At 48.4% G+C, this 17,887-nt stretch carries 17 protein-coding genes; 5 read left to right on the forward strand and 12 right to left on the reverse strand.

The window, feature by feature from the left end:
- The first annotated feature begins 37 nt into the window (after positions 1 to 37).
- Complete coding sequence (locus tag M0415_RS13275; protein ID WP_011718162.1) at positions 38 to 454, forward strand: META domain-containing protein; 417 nt, start codon at positions 38 to 40, stop codon at positions 452 to 454.
- A gap of 55 nt (positions 455 to 509) precedes the next feature.
- Here M0415_RS13275 and M0415_RS13280 read toward each other — a convergent pair whose 3' ends face one another.
- On the reverse strand, positions 510 to 1,832 hold the full coding sequence (locus M0415_RS13280) for a dicarboxylate/amino acid:cation symporter (RefSeq protein WP_086903751.1): 1,323 nt from the start codon (positions 1,830 to 1,832) through the stop codon (positions 510 to 512).
- Positions 1,833 to 1,993: 161 nt separating this feature from the next.
- On the reverse strand, positions 1,994 to 2,290 hold the full coding sequence (locus tag M0415_RS13285; RefSeq protein ID WP_086903752.1) for a DUF4234 domain-containing protein: 297 nt from the start codon (positions 2,288 to 2,290) through the stop codon (positions 1,994 to 1,996).
- Between the two features lie 220 nt (positions 2,291 to 2,510).
- Between M0415_RS13285 and M0415_RS13290 the strand changes: the two genes are divergently transcribed.
- A complete protein-coding gene (locus M0415_RS13290) occupies positions 2,511 to 2,954 on the forward strand; it encodes a GNAT family N-acetyltransferase (RefSeq protein ID WP_086903753.1) in 444 nt (147 codons plus the stop codon).
- 59 nt (positions 2,955 to 3,013) lie between these two features.
- Here M0415_RS13290 and M0415_RS13295 read toward each other — a convergent pair whose 3' ends face one another.
- A complete protein-coding gene (locus M0415_RS13295; protein WP_011718165.1) occupies positions 3,014 to 4,306 on the reverse strand; it encodes a serine/threonine transporter in 1,293 nt (430 codons plus the stop codon).
- Positions 4,307 to 4,750: 444 nt separating this feature from the next.
- Positions 4,751 to 7,318 carry an acylase gene (locus tag M0415_RS13300; RefSeq protein WP_249556157.1) on the reverse strand — a complete coding sequence of 856 codons (2,568 nt, stop codon included), beginning with the start codon at positions 7,316 to 7,318 and terminating at the stop codon, positions 4,751 to 4,753.
- 256 nt (positions 7,319 to 7,574) lie between these two features.
- Here M0415_RS13300 and yjjX point away from each other — a divergent pair, with 256 nt between their 5' ends.
- The gene (gene yjjX, locus M0415_RS13305) at positions 7,575 to 8,114 is read left to right on the forward strand and encodes an inosine/xanthosine triphosphatase (protein WP_011627128.1); all 540 of its coding nucleotides are present in this window, start codon (positions 7,575 to 7,577) and stop codon (positions 8,112 to 8,114) included.
- 131 nt (positions 8,115 to 8,245) lie between these two features.
- A complete protein-coding gene (locus M0415_RS13310; RefSeq protein WP_249556158.1) occupies positions 8,246 to 9,202 on the forward strand; it encodes a bifunctional helix-turn-helix transcriptional regulator/GNAT family N-acetyltransferase in 957 nt (318 codons plus the stop codon).
- Positions 9,203 to 9,424: 222 nt separating this feature from the next.
- Here M0415_RS13310 and M0415_RS13315 read toward each other — a convergent pair whose 3' ends face one another.
- Both M0415_RS13315 and M0415_RS13320 read right to left on the reverse strand, forming a co-directional pair.
- Complete coding sequence (locus M0415_RS13315) at positions 9,425 to 10,618, reverse strand: serine hydrolase domain-containing protein (protein WP_249556159.1); 1,194 nt, start codon at positions 10,616 to 10,618, stop codon at positions 9,425 to 9,427.
- A 113-nt stretch (positions 10,619 to 10,731) separates the two neighbouring features.
- Positions 10,732 to 11,049, reverse strand: a complete 318-nt coding sequence (locus tag M0415_RS13320; RefSeq protein WP_086903757.1) for a hypothetical protein — start codon at positions 11,047 to 11,049, stop codon at positions 10,732 to 10,734.
- A gap of 301 nt (positions 11,050 to 11,350) precedes the next feature.
- Here M0415_RS13320 and M0415_RS13325 point away from each other — a divergent pair, with 301 nt between their 5' ends.
- Positions 11,351 to 11,746 carry a hypothetical protein gene (locus M0415_RS13325; RefSeq protein WP_086903758.1) on the forward strand — a complete coding sequence of 132 codons (396 nt, stop codon included), beginning with the start codon at positions 11,351 to 11,353 and terminating at the stop codon, positions 11,744 to 11,746.
- A gap of 66 nt (positions 11,747 to 11,812) precedes the next feature.
- Here the strand turns inward: M0415_RS13325 and nqrF are convergent, their stop codons facing one another.
- From nqrF to M0415_RS13355, 6 genes are read right to left on the reverse strand one after another with little or no spacing between them, the layout of a single operon-like run.
- On the reverse strand, positions 11,813 to 13,030 hold the full coding sequence (nqrF, locus tag M0415_RS13330; protein WP_011718172.1) for an NADH:ubiquinone reductase (Na(+)-transporting) subunit F: 1,218 nt from the start codon (positions 13,028 to 13,030) through the stop codon (positions 11,813 to 11,815).
- A gap of 51 nt (positions 13,031 to 13,081) precedes the next feature.
- Positions 13,082 to 13,690: an NADH:ubiquinone reductase (Na(+)-transporting) subunit E gene (gene nqrE, locus M0415_RS13335; RefSeq protein WP_011621548.1), complete on the reverse strand. Its 609-nt coding sequence runs from the start codon at positions 13,688 to 13,690 to the stop codon at positions 13,082 to 13,084.
- 9 nt (positions 13,691 to 13,699) lie between these two features.
- Positions 13,700 to 14,320, reverse strand: coding sequence for an NADH:ubiquinone reductase (Na(+)-transporting) subunit D (locus tag M0415_RS13340; protein WP_011071186.1), 621 nt, complete (start codon positions 14,318 to 14,320; stop codon positions 13,700 to 13,702).
- On the reverse strand, positions 14,317 to 15,111 hold the full coding sequence (locus M0415_RS13345; RefSeq protein ID WP_249556160.1) for a Na(+)-translocating NADH-quinone reductase subunit C: 795 nt from the start codon (positions 15,109 to 15,111) through the stop codon (positions 14,317 to 14,319). Before M0415_RS13345 ends, M0415_RS13340 begins: the two co-directional genes overlap by 4 nt.
- Positions 15,101 to 16,315, reverse strand: a complete 1,215-nt coding sequence (locus M0415_RS13350) for an NADH:ubiquinone reductase (Na(+)-transporting) subunit B (protein WP_249556161.1) — start codon at positions 16,313 to 16,315, stop codon at positions 15,101 to 15,103. Before M0415_RS13350 ends, M0415_RS13345 begins: the two co-directional genes overlap by 11 nt.
- Complete coding sequence (locus tag M0415_RS13355; protein WP_055648281.1) at positions 16,315 to 17,685, reverse strand: Na(+)-translocating NADH-quinone reductase subunit A; 1,371 nt, start codon at positions 17,683 to 17,685, stop codon at positions 16,315 to 16,317. The genes M0415_RS13350 and M0415_RS13355 overlap by 1 nt, the downstream gene beginning before the upstream one ends.
- Positions 17,686 to 17,887 lie beyond the last annotated feature (202 nt).

Consider the following 17,887-nt stretch of genomic DNA (forward strand, 5'->3'; position numbering starts at 1 on the left):
CACTATGGCCATGAATACGGAAAAAGGAACTGAGACAATGTTAAAACAAACATTTCTATTAAGCGCATTACTTTTTGGTTTAACCGCATGTCAGAGCACTGACGTTGCCAATCAGGACACAGTGCCATTACAGGGAAGCTGGCATATTGAAGCCGTTCAAGGGCAACCCACAGTGGATTACAGCCCTGCGCAAATCACCTTCGCTGATGAAGGTAAACTCTCTGGCAATAACAGCTGCAACAACTTCTTTGGCCAATACAGCCAGCAGGGACAGGCGCTAAAAATCATTCCTGGCGGCAGCACGATGAAGGCCTGTGTCGATGCGCTGATGCAGCAGGAGCATAAAGTGATGCAAGCCCTGCCATTGGTCGCTAAGGCCAAGTTAGTGCAAGGTCGTTTAACTCTGCTTAGCAGCGACGATAAGCCCGTCCTCGTCTTAAGCCAGCTTAAATAAGCTCGCTTCGATAATAAAAAACCGCCTAGTTGGCGGTTTTTTATTATTAGATGAATTAGCTTTTCGTCGCGGCGTTTTCACTCGCGGCATTTTGTTCGGCAATCATAGCGCTCTGCACCATATCGGCATTGTAATGCTCAACATCGAGCTCATCTTCCGACTTAGCAATCACAGTCGTCGCCACTAAGTCGCCAGAAACGTTTACCACGGTGCGCGCCATATCGAGAATACGGTCAATCCCCGCAATCAAGGCCACGCCTTCTAAGGGCAAGCCCACGGTCGAGAGCACTAAGGTCAACATCACTAGGCCTGCGCCCGGCACACCCGCGGTGCCGATAGAGGCTAAGGTCGCGGTTAAAATAATCGTTAGATAGTCGACCCAAGTTAAATCGATACCAAAGGCCTGCGCCACAAACAGCGCGGTCACGCCTTGATACAAAGCCGTACCATCCATATTGATGGTGGTACCTAAGGGCAGCACAAAGCTAGAGATCTTTTTATTTACCCCGAGATATTCGCTCGCACATTTCATGCTTGCGGGTAAGGTACCCGCCGAACTTGAGGTGGTAAATGCCACCGCCATCGCATTGCTGATCCCCTTGAAAAAATGCAGTGGATTCAGCTTGGCAAATAGGCGCAGCACTATGCTGTAGAAGCCTAACACGTGGATAATACAGCCAATATAAACGGCAATAATCACTTTAATCAGCGGCCACAGCATGTCGATGCCATACTCGCCCGCGACCCATGCCATCAAGCCAAATACCCCGTAAGGCGCAAGCTTCATCACCATATCGGTGAGTTTGTACATGGCCTCGGCAAGGCTTTCAAATACCTTGATCGCAGGCTTACCATGGTCGCCAATCAAGACCAAGGCAATCCCTAGGGCCACGGCAAACACAATCACTTGCAGAATTTGACCACTCGCCAAGGCGGCAACGGGGTTGGTAGGGACAATGTCAATCAGGGTTTGCATCACCGAAGGCACTTCTTTCGCCGTTTGTACCGCTTCGTGTTGCAGTAAAGGCACGCCTGCACCGGGTTGCACCACATAGCCCACGGCTAAACCTAGGCTGATCGCAATCGCGGTGGTGCACAGGTAAAACGCAAAGGATTTAAACCCAATTCGGCCCATTTTGGCGGTGTCTTCCATTGAGGTCACACCAACAATCAATGAACAAAACACTAAAGGCACAATCAGCATCTTGATGGTATTCACAAACAGGGTGCCAATAGGTTTCAGGTATGAAGCCTGCTCACCTAAGCTGACGCCCACCGCAATCCCTAACACCATACCAACGAAAATTTGCAGCCACAGGGGCACTGACATCCAGGAAGACCAGATCCGGCCTAGGGCTGATGACCTTTGTTTTGACATGTTTATAACCTTGAGTTTTAAATGATGATAGGGCTGAGCCTTATCCTTGGCGGGACTAACTTAACTTAGCCAGCCGCCGAGTCTAACATAAGGGATAAAATTCTAAGGATGATCTATATCACGTTGATGCCAACCGCTGCAAAATCCAGCGAAGGCAAAGCCTAGGCCTCAAATTGCACCGAATTGACTGAGGCGGCAAAACGTTGGCGATAAAGGGATGCGGGCGGCTGCTCGCACTCGATAAGGTAGCTCCAATAGTCATCGTCAAAACCGCTGAAGAGTGACTGATTATCCCCCTGCGATTTGAGGATCAAATACCACCAAACCAGCCCCCATAACCCAAAAGTGATTAAGGTAAGTACAAAGTGCATCCCATGATTAATCTGAAAATCTTTTTGCACTTCATAGACTTGTAAAAATTTGGGCTTAAAGCGACGAGTTGATTTTACGAATGCCATAATCGCACCACTCCCTTAGGGTGAAAACCTTATTCAAGCCTAGCAGATTAGACTTTAGTCGTACAAAAATTAGCCGTGATTAAAGCAGGATTTGAAACGCTGTTCACTCGTTCTTCTAAACGGTTCCGTGCTAAAGTGTGCCGCCGAATAAAAGCCGATGCATAAGCGTCATCCCCATACACAAGAGCGGTAGAGGTACTAACCGCCGAGGAGTTGTTATATGTTGATCCGTAAAGCCAAAGTGCAAGATCTCACCGCCCTAGTTCAATTTAATCAGGCAATGGCGCAGGAAACCGAAGGCCTCGCCCTAGACGAAACGACCCTGATTAAAGGCGTCAATACCCTACTGAATCACCCTGAGAAAGGCTTTTATCTGGTAGCCGAAATCGATGGCGAAATTGTCGGTTCGCTGATGGTTACCTTCGAGTGGAGCGACTGGCGCGCCAAAGATTATTACTGGATCCAAAGCGTTTATATTCGTCCGCAAAATCGTCGTCAGGGGATTTATGGCAAACTCTATGCTGAGGTGAAACAATTGGCCGAAGCCAATGGTGGCGCCGCGAGTTTCCGTCTCTATGTGGAGCAGGAAAATACCGCCGCTCAGCAAACCTACCAAGCACTAGGGATGAAGCAGAGTTACTATCTGATGTACGAGGAAAAGTAATAAAAAAAGGATCGGGTATAACCCGATCCTTTCGTTTCAAACCGCTTTTAATTCCAAGCTTAGCTTAACAAGCCAAACAGAATAGCCGTCATCGCGAGTAGGCCCGCAATAATCACAAACACGTTGCTGATGCGGTTACGGTAAGCCTTCAAAGCCGGCACTTTGTACACGGCATACATTGGCATTAAGTACAAAATCGCCGCAATAATCGGGCCACCCAGCGCCTCAATCATCCCCAAAATACTTGGGTTTTTAATCGCAACGGCCCAAATCGTGGCAAACATAAACACTAAGATAAACTTGTTCAGCTTGTTCTCACTGATTTGTTTATTACTTGAGCGCAGCTGCTTAACGATAATGCCCTTCATTCCCTCAGTCGCGCCCATGTAGTGGCCAAAGAAAGAAGACACAATCGCCACAAACGCAATGAAAGGCCCGAAATAGCTGACAAAACCACTGTCATGCACGTTCGCAAGGTAAGATAAAATCGGCAGGTTCTTCGCCTTCGCTTCGGCCAACTGTTCTGGCGACAGCGACAAGACGCAGGAGAACACGAATAACATCACAAAGCCGACTAACATCATCGAGGTATTACGCAGGATCACATCGGCCTTACGGGCCGCGTTGACGCCGTGGTCACGCTTAAGAGAAACCGAAAATTGCGAAATCGCTGGAGAATGGTTAAAGGCAAACACCAATACAGGAATGGTTAGCCATACAGTGCCTAAAAAGGCGCCGGTGTCTGGCACGACTTGCAGCGCATCCATTTTCCACTCAGGGATCAGATAGATGGACATAAAAGCCAGAATCCCCACCAGCGGATAGACCAGCAGCTGAGTCACCTTCAGCATAAATTGCTCACCAGCAACCATCACGGCCATCATGCCGAAAATCAACACGCCAGACAGCAGGAAACGTGGTGGTGAGGCCATGCCCAACTGGTTGACGATAAAGCTGTCGACTGTGTTAGTGATCCCCACACCGTAGATCAACACAATGGGATAAATCGCTAAGAAATACAGCAGCGTAATCGCCTTGCCCGCGCCAATCCCAAAGTGTTCTTCAACCACTTGGGTAATATCACTGCCGGGAATACTCGATGAACATACGAAGCGTGACAGGCCGCGGTGGGCGAGATAGGTCATAGGGCCGATGATAATGGCCATCAAGACTAAGGGCCAAAAACCGCCCATGCCCGCATTGATAGGAAGAAATAGAATGCCTGCCCCCACAGCGGTGCCGAATAAACTTAGCATCCAAGTGGTGTCTTGGCGCGTCCATGGTAAGTGTCTTGTTGTGCTTTCTTGCGTGCTTTGAGGTGTTTCGAGAACACTGATCGCATCTTTTTGCATATTAAAATTACCTTACGGTGATACCGCATAAAAAATTCGGCGTAAGGATAGCGAAAAAGCTTAAGCAAAAGTTGATCTAACACCATTTTAAGTAATGAAATTTCAAATAAAACAGGGTTTGCGATCTAGATCCATGAATTCATGTAATAAATTTTCAATGATGCAGCAAAAAGATCACACAAAAACACCAATATCGTACAGTTAATTCACCCCTGCACCTAAGTGTTGACACGGCCAGTTTGTCGATAAAAACCACAAAACCGCATCAAGTCGCAAAAATGCACTAAATGCGACAAGCTTCAATTAAGCCCTATAAAAGCTTGATCGAGATCACTGTGCAAATTGTTAAATTTTTACATTTTGAAACAGCAAGCGCTGCGCCAGAGAAAGCCAATAAAAAAAGGCCCACCTAAGTGAGCCCATCTATTCACGACAACTCAGCCATTACTGGGCTTTTTGCAGCGTCAGTTCTGTCGTCGAAATCACCGCAGGAGCGATATCGGCTTCCTTAAACAGTAAAGGACGGAAAGTCTTACTGCTGGAATACAGATTGCTTTGGTCGGTAAAGGAAGGCGACAGTATATTGCTCGACTCCGAATAGGTAAGTATGCCGCGCGCGACAGGGCCCTCATCGGTAAAGCTGACCGCCATCATCCAACTTGAGCCGTAACGCACTTGGTAACCCTTGGCCGTCATGCCTGAGGCCATGGCCTTACCTGTGGCAACGTCCATTAGCGGCGCGTACTTATGCTGCGGGATCAGAGTGTCATCTCCCGATAAACTTGTCGAAAACACGTTAAATCCACCTTCCGCGTTATGGCTGCCCGGCCAAGGTAAACGCGCGCCGCTGGCTGTGCCATCGGGGAGTGACTTCTCTACAAACTGCACATCACCTAACGGTGCATCTAAGGCAAAACCTGCGGCTTCAAGATTCAAGGCCGCATGGGCAAGCGCCACTAATGCACTACCGTCTGTGGTAAGCGTATTAGGCGTGGTCGCCGCATTCGCGGGGTCGAATCCCTTGGTCAACATGGTTTTTTGGCTGAACTGATGGGCAAACTCACGCAGTAAGGCGCCGCCTTTACTGTCGTTATCTTGCTTACCGTTCCAGGCTTTGAGCGCCGCACAGGCTGAGGTGAGATCCTTCGATAAACTCGCTGATACCACCACAGGCGTACTGCCCTGCGCCTCACATTGGGCAATCAAATCCGGCAATACCAACTCAGCTAAATAACTGCGATTCGACAATACCGCGGCTTCTAACTCTTCCAGATTGAACTTGCCATCACTGCCCGCCGCATCCTGCATCAAGGTTAAGCCCATACGGGTACGCAGCGATAACTGCCCAGCTTCTGGACCATACATGGGCGAGAAGTACGTCAGTGGCTCATTTAAGTTGGTAGACCAGAAGGAGTCATTGGAGTTTTGCACAAAGTCACTGCGCTCAAGCTTAGGCGCACGCTCATAGGGCGTGGGGCCACTAAAGCTAAATAACGAAGTATTCCCCGGCAGAATGGTAAAACCTGCTTGCTCTTTTGCCGCCTTAATATCGGGTGAAGTCTTTAGCACTACCACCGCCGCCTCGGATAAACCGGGCACGGTCGAGTCGTCGATGTAGAAGGCGTTACCCTCTTTATCGGCATACATAGTGTTGTTGAAAATCACCCCGTCGTAGTCTTTAAAGGCTTGTTGGAATTCGTCTTTATTGGTCGCTAAGTTCATGGCGAGCCAATGATCGACCGGATCCATAGTCGCCATGTTCGCATCTTGGATCATAAAGGCACTGCCATCGTCCCAACCAAAAGGCGCGAGCGCAGGCGGCGCCTCGACCATAGGTCCTTTTGCCGTGGTGTAAATATCCTTTTCAGCCACTAACATGCCAGCGGGGCCTGCGTTCACTAGGATAGACACAGTCTCTTTATTGATCGGCATCGGCTGACCATCGAACAGATACTGCAATCTATCGCCCGAGACCAGCTCGAGGTTGTACATCACAAAATGCTCAGCGGTTGAGAAGGTATGAGTCCAAGCTAAGTCTTTGTTAAACCCGATGTTGATAGGGCCTGGCATACCCACCAGCGAGCCGCCCATCATATCCAATTGTCCTGGAATAGTAATGTGCGATTGCCAGAAGCGCAGGTTGCCCGTATGTGGGAAATGCGGATTACCCAGCACCATGCCGCGACCATTTTCAGTCTTGTCTTTACCCAGACCCCAACCGTTAGAGCCCAAATCCCGCGGATTAGTCTCGGGAGTGGTAATGCGCGCCGCACGGGCAAGCAATTTAGACTGCATATCGCTGACAAACGCGGTTTGTTCTTGGCTTGGTGCAGGCCCGACGATGCGCGGCATATACTCCTGCCCATCCCCTGGGTTAGCGTAGAAAATCAAATCGAGGAAGTTAGCCGCGCCGGGTAATAGGGCGATGGAAAACAGATAAGTGACCACATCCTCTGGCACTATGGGCTTCACCCACGGCTGACCGCCACAGAAAGGTTCGGCGGTTTGTTTACCCGCTTCAACATCGGCAAGGTATTGGTTATAACCTGCTGTAAAACCTTGGATTAATGCACGTGAACGCTCGCTAAACTGCGGCCATTTGGCTTCGGCTTGCTCACGAATTTTTAAGGCTTTATAGGCAAAGTCGGAGATTAAGTTGCCATTGTCTTCGGCGGTGGGCTGCCCTGTGGTGAAATCAATCGACGCATGGGGGCCAAAGTACATAGAGCGTTGAGAGTTGGCCTTAATAAAACCATCGGCGAGCACGCAGAGGTTGTCCTGCGCCTGCGCGTAACCGCTACCAAAACCTAAGCTTTCTAGGTTTTCGGCTTGGATATGGGGCACACCGTAGGTGGTTCGACGAATATTGGCTTTGAGTAAGCCGTTAGGGGCAAAGGTTTGTAGTTGGGTTTCAGGTTCGGTAGGTGGAGTGCTATCTTCGCTGTCGTTACAGCCTGTGAGCATAACGCCGCAGGCCATCCCCATCGCGATCATGAGTTTGTTGAATTTCATTATTATTATCTCTTAATTTTAGTTCCTTCAATGACATAGCTTTACTGCTTAAATCAGCTAATTGACTGAAGGAGCAATAGTCGTATGTCGCTTCCTGATGCACGACTCTGGCTATTTGCTCCCCATGCATTCGCTTTTTTACTGAGCCAAGGCGATGAATATGGCAAAATAGAAAACCCAGAGGCGAGACACCTCCGACCATTTAAGCAATGATTCAAACGAGCGTCCACATTAAAAACCAAAATAAATAACTTATATGCAACAAAACATTATCAAAGTGATCGTCGGTTCGAAAAACCCCGTCAAAATTAACGCGGCGGCCAATGCCATGGCGCTGCTCTTCCCTGAATATGAGATCCAAACTCAAGGCATGGATGCGCCCTCAGGTGTCCCCGCACAGCCCATGACAGATAGCGACACCCGCCAAGGGGCAATCAACCGTGTTCACTATTGCCAGCAACAAGTTGAAGCGGATTATTACTTTGCGATGGAAGGCGGCGTCGATTGTTTCGAGTTCGGTCCTGCGACCTTCGCCTATATTGCGATTGCCCACCAAGCTCGTTTGAGCATTGGCCGAGGCGCCCTGTTGCCGCTACCGATGCAGGTCTATCAGGCACTCGAAGCGGGGGAAGAGTTGGGTCATGTGATGGATAGACTGTTTAATACGGTTAACATCAAACAAAAAGGCGGCGCAATCGGCCTGCTCACCCACGGCCACGCCACCCGTGAGAGCAATTACACCCAAGCGATCATCCTCGCCATGGCGCCCTTTTTAAATCCTGAGTTGTACCCTTAAATTTTGTTAATGAAATATTGCAAAGCCGAGCAAAGCCCGCTAATTTCGTTGTAACTTGCAACTAAATGATTCGAACTGAGCCACTGCCAGCCCACACAAGTGCTTGCATGGCTCAACTTTGATTAACCCTGATGGCATTCAATCCGACTATGGCAAATGATCCCGGCTCATCTAGCCAACTGAGACACCTTTCCCGCTATATGGTCAGACACTTAGGCATGCTCAATGCGGCCTTTGGCGATTTACCTCTGTCCCCAGTACAGGCCCACGCCTTGTTTGAAATAGGCAATCAACCGCAAACCATTAAGGAACTCGCCTGCAAACTGAGCATAGATAAATCCAATGCTAGCCGAGCAATCAAACACTTAGTCGATAAAAACCTCGCCCAGAGCCAAATGCATCCACGGGATAATCGTTGCCTCGTCGTACAACTCACGAGCGCAGGTAAAAAGCTGCTCGCAAAATTAGATAGCCAGCAAAATCAACTCTTTCAAGAAATCTTGGCCCAGCTGACCCCTGAGCAAATTCAACAAATCGAGCAAGCTCTTATGCAATACAACCAAGCCATACATAAAGCCAAACAACAATCGGGTTATCTTATCCGTGAAGCGACCGCCGCCGATGATGCCGCCATTGCCCAAGTGATCCGCGCGGTTTCCGCCGAATACGGCTTAACGGCGGATAAAGGCTATAGCGTTGCCGATCCGACCTTAGATTGTTTAAGCCAAATCTATTCGCAGCCTGGCGCTAAATACTGGGTGATTGAGCATGAAGGCCAAGTGGTTGGCGGCGCAGGCATAGCGCCACTGGCTAACAATGCCGGAATTTGTGAGCTGCAAAAAATGTACTTTATGCCCGAGATCCGCGGTAAAGGCTTAGCCAAACGTTTAGCGCTGCAGGCTCTAGAGTTTGCGCGTGAAGCGGGTTATCAGAGCTGTTACCTCGAAACCACCGCATTACTCAAAGAGGCCCTAAAGCTCTACGAACACTTAGGTTTTAACTACTTAAGCGCGCCTCTTGGCAATACTGGCCACGACGCCTGTGAGATCCCAATGCTATTGCCACTGCACGCCGAACTGAATGAATAGCCTTGTGCCAATATTTGCAGCAGTTAAGGCGCGGCTAAGAACCCCTTTTGGTAATTCAAAGCGGCCCTTCCAACGAAAGAAACCAGAATAAGGCTCCAATTACAAATCGTGGAGCCTTATTCTTTCGAAGTCATAGCATTAGCGGTTACATCAGACCCAGCATTGCGCGTTTGCGTTACTCCCGCAAACGTAACGTCTACTGAGTCGACACAGTGGTAAGACTTAAACCTTATGCAGAGATGATGTCGTCAGCAGCAAATGACTACGAATGATTTGACGGATCTGATTATGCAGTTCAAATACCCTGTTACGGTCGTTAAGGTTTAAGGAGAGGTTTTCCAGCATGACTAAGTCCAGATTAAATTCGGGATAATGCAGCGTCATCGACATATAACCCGAAACATACCCCGTATGGCTATATTCGACTAAGTCATTGTCCTTATTGATCCTTACCCCATAACCATAGCGCATATTCGGCCACAAAAATGGCAGCTCGATATAGGCAGTGGTCATTCGTTGATAACTTTCAGGGCTTAACAACTTGCCAGCATGTAATTGCTGCTGAAAGGCGGCATAAGTAGCCGTCGAGGCAATTAATCCCCCTGCGGGCAATAACGCTTCATCAATCACCAGCTCAGAAGGCGCAATCAATTCGCTTTCCTGCAATCCCACCGCCAAGCTAGGTACTTTGGCATGAATCGCCTCAAGACTTCCCTGCTCAGCACTTAGGCTATTAAGTTGGTATCGCGCAGCAAATTGTGCCACCTGCTCGGTAAAAGATTGGTGATTCACCTTCTCAAGTACTTGCCCCAACAATGCATAACCCAAATTAGAGTATTCAAATTGGCTGCCAGGGACGAACCGATTGGGCTGTCCAAGGCTGGCAACACCCGATGTATGGTTCAGCAATTGGTGCAAAGTAATGCGCTCATCATAACGGTTGGGATTCAAAGCCCCCGTATTGGCGTTCGCCTCAATGGCTTTTAGCGCCTTAGATTCCGCGTCAAGATCGCCAAAAAGGTAATGATTTAGCGTTTGATTTAAATCGAGTTTCCCCGCATCAACCGCCTGTAATATCAAGGTTGCAGTAATTTGTTTAGAGAGCGATGCCATCACAAAGCGCGACTCTTGGTTGATACCTTCGCCCTTTTGTAATTCAAGCAGAGGTTTCCCCTCTGCAAGCAGAATAACGCTGCCACTAAATGGCTGCGGCGAATCCTTGATCGCAGCTTGGATTAAGCTCTTAATCTCCCCAAGCTTAGATTCCGAGGATGCAGTTTGGCTTTCAAGCTTAACTAACTGACCGCCTTGCACGCTTTCCGACACAATCGCAGTTTCAAACGGCTCGCCAACACTATTGGCACTTGGGAGTAATAACAACCCCGATAGCAGGGAGCCGATAACACTCAAACGCATGGGTTATCCTTAACTTAATTAGCAAATACTGCCAGATTAGAAAGCGGCCAGCTTATCATAGTCGTATCTAATATGTTGTTAGAATTAAAGTTTAGAGTGTCATAGATAAATCTTTATAAAACCACAACGGCAATAATTACCGCACCCAACATATATAAACCCGCTGTGAGTGATATCGATTTTAGCGGGCTAAACTCTTCAACCTCCAACGTTTGTATCTCTTCAATTTTGACTTCTTTTCCCTCTCCCTCAATCTGCTGATCAGTCACTCTTTCGACGGTAAATTCCACCTTTTTACCCGATGCAGTGGTGACTTTGACTTTTTCGCCGATATAACTGGGTGCCGATTGAGCGTCTAATTTAACTTCATTGAGTGAAGAACATGCACTAAGGGAGAAACTGATAAGTAATGCTATGGCTAGCCTTTTCAAACGAACCTCCTATCCTACAAACGGTTGCATCCATGATTAAATAATACCTATAGGCATAAGTACTTAGATAAGTACGATTCAACTTACGAAATTCCGCTCGTAAACTAAAGAAACTTGAGCTGAATTGACTAAGGTTAAATCTTTTGACTGAGGTTCAAGTAATGTGGATAGCCACTTTTATCTATATTTTAAAGCGTCACAAATCACGACTGGCTTGAGAAGAGGCCGAAATCAGATTATGTTGTTGATTTTAAATGGCTGGAAAAGCTTTCGGTTTAAATATCTGTTCTAAGGAGAGAGCATGTTTTTTACATTACTGTTTATTACCTTTGCACTATCTATAACCGTTTCATTTCTGGTTGTTTCAATTTTCAAAAAACCATTGGGCGAAATATTTTCTCGAATTATTCAAGATTCAATCAGTGCCGCTTGGCAAAAATACATCATTTTTGCCACATATGTTGTGGGCATTTCAGGTGGCGTTAGGATTTATGATTTAGAGCGTTATATTACCGCTCGACATAAAGATGTAGAGATTCTTCAGCTAACACTAGAACGTTGGACTATTGAGATTTATCGGACGATTATTGAAACGTTGCAAAGTATTGCATGGATGTACCTTATCGTATTTATATTTGCCCTTATCGCATATGTCATTGTTAGAGGCTTTGAACATAAAAACGCTAATAAGCAATAAACAAAAATCGCGTTAGACTCAGCTGTACTAGCTGTGCCTAACGCGATTTTCTATTCCACTTACTGCTTAATCACCAAAGTCATCGAGCAGGATATTTTCAGGCTCAACCCCTAGGCTTTCGAGCATACGGATCACCGAGGAGTTCATGATTGGAGGACCGCACATGTAGTACTCGCAATCCTCTGGTGCCTTATGATGTTTAAGGTAATTTTCGTAAATCACATTATGGATAAAGCCTGTGTAACCGGTCCAGTTATCCTCTGGTAGCGGCTCAGACAGCGCCACATGCCAGACAAAGTTGTCATTTTCAGCCGCTAATGCATCGAAATCTTGTTGGTAAAACACCTCACGGGTCGAACGGGCGCCGTACCAGAAGCTCATCTTACGCTTGGTCTTTTTACTCTTTAGCTGATCGAAAATATGTGAGCGCATCGGTGCCATGCCCGCACCACCGCCGATAAACACCATTTCTGCATCGGTATCCTTCACAAAGAACTCACCGAATGGGCCAGAAATGGTCACCTTGTCCCCCGCCTTGAGGTTAAAGATATAAGAAGACATCTTACCCGGTGGTACATTAGCAGATGGTGGCGTGGCAATCCGCACGTTAAGCATGATGCGGCCCTTTTCATCGGGATAGTTCGCCATCGAATAGGCGCGTAGCACGTCTTCATTGACGGTGGAGACTAAGTCGAACAGGCCGTATTTTTCCCAATCGTCGCGGTACTTAGCCGGAATATCAAAATCGGCGTACTTCACCACATGGGCAGGCGCTTCAATTTGGATATAGCCCCCGGCCTTAAAGTGTACGTCTTCACCTTCCGGCAGTTTTAGCAGTAACTCTTTGATAAAAGTGGCCTTGTTATCGTTTGAGATCACCTCACATTGCCACTTCTTCACGCCAAAGATTTCTTCCTCTAGCTCAAGTTCCATATCGGTTTTCACCGCCACTTGGCAGGCGAGACGACAACCTTCTTTGGCTTCTTTTTTAGTGATATGCCCTTGTTCTGTTGGCAGAATATCACCGCCGCCCGATTTGACTTTCACCCGGCACTGGCCGCAGGTACCGCCGCCACCACAGGCCGAGGGAATAAAAATATTCTTGCTCGCTAAGGCGCCAAGCAGCTTGTCACCCGCGGCAACTTTAATGCTTTTCTCGGCATCGTCGTTAATCCCGATAGTGATCTCACCGGTAGTCACTAATTTCTTTTTGGCGATAAGGATTACTATCACCAGTAGGCACACCACTAAGGTGAACATGCCTATACCTATTGCCATTTCCATTCGATAACCCTTTTTCTAAACAGAATGCGGTTTCACTTTCTCAGCCACGCGTTACAGCGAGATCCCCGAGAAAGACATAAAGCCAAGTGCCATCAACCCTGTGGTAATAAAGGTGATACCAATCCCCTGTAAGCCTTCGGGAATCGCATGAAACTTCATCCGTTCACGCAGCCCGGCCAGCATCACAATCGCCAGCGCCCACCCCGTGCCCGAACCCATGGCAAACACCGCCGATTCAGCAAAGTTGTAATCACGGTTAGCCATAAAGATCACCCCAGCAAAAATCGCGCAGTTTACGGTGAGCAGTGGCAGGAAGATCCCGAGGGAGTCATACAGGCTTGGAATGTATTTATCTAAAAACATTTCAAGGATTTGCACTAAGGCCGCAATCACACCGATAAAGGTGATCAGTTGCAGGTAACTTAAGTCGATGCCAGGCATGCCCGCCCACGCCAATGCGCCCGGTGCTAACACCTTCACATAGATCAGTTGGTTCAAGGGCACGGCTAAGGTCATCACCACGATAACCGCAACGCCTAAGCCGAAGGCGGTCGACACCTTTTTAGACACGGCTAAGAAGGTACACATACCGAGGAAGAACGACAGCGCCATGTTGTCTAAGAATGTGGCCTGTAAAAACAGATTAATATAGTGTTCCATATCCGCTCCTTAACCGCGTTTACGCTGGATCACGTTAATGCTCCAGATCAGCAGGCCAATCAGGAAGAAGGCGCTTGGTGGCAACTTAAACATCTCGTTAGGTAAGTACCAGCCGCCGTTTTCAACCGTAGTCAACACGCTATGACCAAACAGATTGCCCGTACCTAACAGCTCACGCACAAAGGCCACACTGATCAGCACCAAGCCATAACCCGCCGCGTTCCCCACGGCATCGACCACGGCTAAGTGAGGTGGATACTTCATCGCAAAGGCTTCTGCGCGGCCCATGATGATACAGTTAGTGATAATTAATCCAACGAATACAGAGAGTTGCTTAGACAGCTCGTAAGCCACATCCTGCAACACCATATCGACAATAATCACCAAGGAGGCAATGACCGTCATCTGGGCAATAATCCGCACACTGTTAGGGATAAAGTTGCGAATGGCGGAGATGATAAGGTTAGAGAACACCAGTACGAAGGTCACCGCCAGTGTCATTACCACGGCCGTCTGCATGGAGTTACTCACCGCCAGCGCCGAACATACGCCCAACACTTGCATCGCTACTGGGTTATTGGCAAATACAGGGCCTGCTAGCATGTCCCGCATGGATAAACTGTTGCTCATTTTGCACCTCCCAACTCACCTTGCTCAGCCGATGCTTTTAATTGGTTGAAGAAGGTTTGGAAACCCTCGACGCCAAACCAAAACTCCATTGCGCGCTGCACGCCACGGCCTGTCATGGTCGCGCCACTCACCGCATCAACACCGTGCACATCGCCCTCTTTGGCGCCGCCTTTCACGAGGCGCATCGCAAACTTGCCTTTTTCATCAAAGAGTTGTTTACCCTTCCACAGGGATAACCAATGTGGGTCAGTCACAAAGTCACCGATACCTGGGGTTTCACCGTGCTCGTAAACCACCATGCCTTTAATCGTATTAAAGTCAGGCTCGACGGCCACATAACCGTAGATCATCGACCACAGCCCTTTACCGTAGAAAGGCACTACTACGCTGGATAATTTGCCGCTGTCATCGAACACCTTAAACACGCGGGCATCGTTGGCGCGGGTCTTGATTTTGGCGATATCCTTTTTAGGAGCGCTTGAGGTTTCTGGGTTAATCGCCGCCATACGCTCGTCAAAGTCGAGTACATTGGCATCCGAGTCCACTTTGCCTGTGTCGAGATTAATCAATAATGGTTTAACGGATTTAGCAAAAATCTCTCTAAACTCATTGCTTTGGCCAATATTCACATCGGCAGCCATCAACACATAACGTTGTAACTCATCGCGTTTTTTTGCGAGCTTACGCTCTTTCAATACGCCTGCGGTGCCGGTGATCATAAAGGAGCACAAAAGGCAGAGCGTAATGGTGAAGATCATGGTCCCCACCACAGTATCTTTCTTAAATACCATGACGTTTTACTCTCCGTTTGATGTTGGCACGGGCCACCAGATAATCGAACAGCGGTGCCCACAGGTTGGCGAACAGGATGGCTAACATCACGCCTTCTGGCATTTTGGGGTTAGCCACACGGATAAGGATTGTCATAAAACCAATCAAGGCGCCGTAGGCAAACTTGCCTTGGCGGGTATAAGAGGTCGTGACAGGATCGGTCGCCATAAACATCATCGCGATAGCAAAGCCGCCCGTGACTAAGTGCCATGTCCAAGGCATTGCCATCATCTGGTTAGTGCTTGAACCAATAACATTGAACAAGGTTGCAGTGGCAATCATGCCCAACATCACACCCACCACGATGCGCCAGTCGGCTAAACGGGTGATTAGCAGCAATAACCCACCGAGCAACACGGCGAGCGTGCTGGTTTCACCAATCGCGCCCACGGTAAAGCCGAAGAAATTATTCCACCAGTTAGGATCGCTAAAGGCGCTGTACCAAGCGTAATCGGCAAATTGCAACTTACCGGCAGCGGCTTGTGCTAAGGCTGTCGCGCCTGAAAAGCCATCTACAGCAACCAGTTGCTTAACGGTTGACACTTCAGATGGATAGGCAAAATAGATAAAGGCCAAACCTGCTAAGGCGGGGTTAAGGAAGTTGTATCCCATGCCACCAAACAGCTCTTTGGCAATCACCACCCCAAAACTAATCCCCATCACTACCAGCCAGAGTGGAATCGAAACGGGTAAAATCAGCGTAAATAACAAGGCAGTGACGAAGAAGCCTTCGTGCAATTCTTGGCGACGCACCTTAGCAAACACCACTTCCCAGAACAGGCTGGTCAGCAAGGCCGTTAAGTAAATCGGCAGATAAAAACTTAAGCCGTAGAGGAACAGGCCAATCACACCCGTCTCGGCACTTAAGCCACCGCTTAAGGCATTAAACAGCGCGAGTTTCCAGGTATCTGGCGTGGTTAAGCCGCTTGCTAGTGCGAGCTGTGCCTGTAAACCTACGTTATATAAGCCAAATAAAATGGCAGGTAATAAACAAAGGCCCACTAAGGTCATGGTACGTTTTACGTCAATGGCGTCACGTACGTGTACTTGTCCCTTAGTGCTGCGACCACTGGCGATCACCAATGAGCGCACAAAGCCCTTCATCGATTTACCCGTGGCGTAGTAGTCGTCCTGTAAATCAGGTTTTTTAGGTTGTGTCGTCATTAACCTTCCCTCTCGATAACATCTAGACAGGCACGTAACTCTTTACCGAAGTCATATTTGCCGGGGCACACAAAGGTACACAGGGCTAAATCTTCTTCATCTAACTCCAATGCGCCTAAGGCCTGCGCCTCATCGGTATCTCGCACCACTAAGTCACGCACTAGCAGAGTGGGTAAAATATCTAATGGCATAACGCGATCTAGCTGACCAAAGGCCATCATGGCGCGGTGAGAGCCGCCCTGATGAGTGGTAAATTCGAAGGACTTGGTCAGGCCAAATAAACGGGAGGTTACCGCACGGGTGATAGAGAACTTGTCCGAGCCACCACGCACCCAAGGCAATACTTGGTGCTGCGCATCTTCGGCGAGCACAGATACTTGGTTGTGGAAGCGACCTAAAAAGTCATGTACGCCCCTCGCGGTATGGCCTGATAACACTGAACCTGATACCACACGGTTGTTACCGGGTTTAACTTCGTCGGCCACTAAGGCGCTGAGCTCTGCCCCTAACTGAGTGCGCAGTAAACGCGGGTTAAGCACGCTCGGGCCACCCAGCGCCACCACGCGGTCGGTATAGAGTTCACCGGTTTGGAATAGCTTGCCGTAGGCGATTACGTCTTGATAGCCGATATGCCACACCTGACGCTCAATGCTGACGGGCAAGGTAAAGTGAATGTGTGTTCCGGCCAAGCCAGCAGGATGCACCCCAGTAAAACGGCGCACTTCAACCTTAGGCAAATCAGCACCGACTAAGGCTTCGCCTTTGTCTTGGCAGAGGTAAACCTTACCTTCGGTTAAATGGCTCAGTACCGCTAAGCCGGCCTTAAAGGCATCGCGCTGCTCGGCAATAATTAAACGAGGATCGGCAGCGAGTGGGTTGGTATCCATTGCCGTGACAAAAATACCTGCGGGTTTGCTATCTAGTGCGGGAACGCGGGAGAAAGGACGGGTACGCAGCGCCGTCCACAGGCCGCTCTTAACCAGTTGCGCTTTAACCACATCCGCAGATAGAGCCTGTAAATCGGTGTGGATATCGAAACGGATCTGCTCATCGGCGTCTAAGCCATTGCAGCGGATCACCACTGATTGCAACACCCGACGTTCACCACGGTGAATCGCAACAATCTCACCACTGGCGGGAGCGGTAAATAGCACGCCCTTTGTTTTTTTATCTTCAAACAAAGGTTGGCCTTTTTTGACCTTATCGCCGACTTCCACCAACATCGTCGGTTTTAAGCCAACATACTCCTCACCCAACAGAGCCACTTGGGATGGCCTGTTACCGGGTTCGATGATCTGCCGAGGCTCACCCGAAATCGGCAAGTCGAGGCCTTTTTTGATCGTTATAACTTGGTTTGAAAAATCTGCCATCACAAATATCAACCATGAAAATTTTTAGATAAATTTAGGGTAGATGTTTGTTAACAGATAATCCGATATTGGCGTCACATTCCGCCGCAATTTCGTAAGTAATATACGTAAATTCGCGCCATTTTGTGACATAGATTCACATCGATTACAACCTAAAGTTGCAAATGTAGTTTTATAACAAATAATTCATAATTCCTGCATT

Source organism: Shewanella sp. 10B (assembly GCF_023475885.1).
Classification (GTDB): Bacteria; Pseudomonadota; Gammaproteobacteria; order Enterobacterales; family Shewanellaceae; genus Shewanella; species Shewanella mangrovisoli.

What these genes read in the sequence shown, in the direction of transcription:
- M0415_RS13340 (WP_011071186.1), bottom strand. Translation starts at nt 14,320, where the DNA reads ATGAGCAACAGTTTATCCATGCGGGACATGCTAGCAGGCCCTGTATTT.
- M0415_RS13300 (WP_249556157.1), bottom strand. Translation starts at nt 7,318, where the DNA reads ATGAAATTCAACAAACTCATGATCGCGATGGGGATGGCCTGCGGCGTT.
- M0415_RS13285 (WP_086903752.1), bottom strand. Translation starts at nt 2,290, where the DNA reads ATGGCATTCGTAAAATCAACTCGTCGCTTTAAGCCCAAATTTTTACAA.
- yjjX (WP_011627128.1), top strand. Translation starts at nt 7,575, where the DNA reads ATGCAACAAAACATTATCAAAGTGATCGTCGGTTCGAAAAACCCCGTC.
- M0415_RS13350 (WP_249556161.1), bottom strand. Translation starts at nt 16,315, where the DNA reads ATGACGACACAACCTAAAAAACCTGATTTACAGGACGACTACTACGCC.
- nqrF (WP_011718172.1), bottom strand. Translation starts at nt 13,030, where the DNA reads ATGGAAATGGCAATAGGTATAGGCATGTTCACCTTAGTGGTGTGCCTA.
- M0415_RS13280 (WP_086903751.1), bottom strand. Translation starts at nt 1,832, where the DNA reads ATGTCAAAACAAAGGTCATCAGCCCTAGGCCGGATCTGGTCTTCCTGG.
- M0415_RS13295 (WP_011718165.1), bottom strand. Translation starts at nt 4,306, where the DNA reads ATGCAAAAAGATGCGATCAGTGTTCTCGAAACACCTCAAAGCACGCAA.
- M0415_RS13275 (WP_011718162.1), top strand. Translation starts at nt 38, where the DNA reads ATGTTAAAACAAACATTTCTATTAAGCGCATTACTTTTTGGTTTAACC.
- M0415_RS13345 (WP_249556160.1), bottom strand. Translation starts at nt 15,111, where the DNA reads ATGGTATTTAAGAAAGATACTGTGGTGGGGACCATGATCTTCACCATT.
- M0415_RS13325 (WP_086903758.1), top strand. Translation starts at nt 11,351, where the DNA reads ATGTTTTTTACATTACTGTTTATTACCTTTGCACTATCTATAACCGTT.
- nqrE (WP_011621548.1), bottom strand. Translation starts at nt 13,690, where the DNA reads ATGGAACACTATATTAATCTGTTTTTACAGGCCACATTCTTAGACAAC.
- M0415_RS13290 (WP_086903753.1), top strand. Translation starts at nt 2,511, where the DNA reads ATGTTGATCCGTAAAGCCAAAGTGCAAGATCTCACCGCCCTAGTTCAA.
- M0415_RS13310 (WP_249556158.1), top strand. Translation starts at nt 8,246, where the DNA reads ATGGCATTCAATCCGACTATGGCAAATGATCCCGGCTCATCTAGCCAA.
- M0415_RS13315 (WP_249556159.1), bottom strand. Translation starts at nt 10,618, where the DNA reads ATGCGTTTGAGTGTTATCGGCTCCCTGCTATCGGGGTTGTTATTACTC.
- M0415_RS13355 (WP_055648281.1), bottom strand. Translation starts at nt 17,685, where the DNA reads ATGGCAGATTTTTCAAACCAAGTTATAACGATCAAAAAAGGCCTCGAC.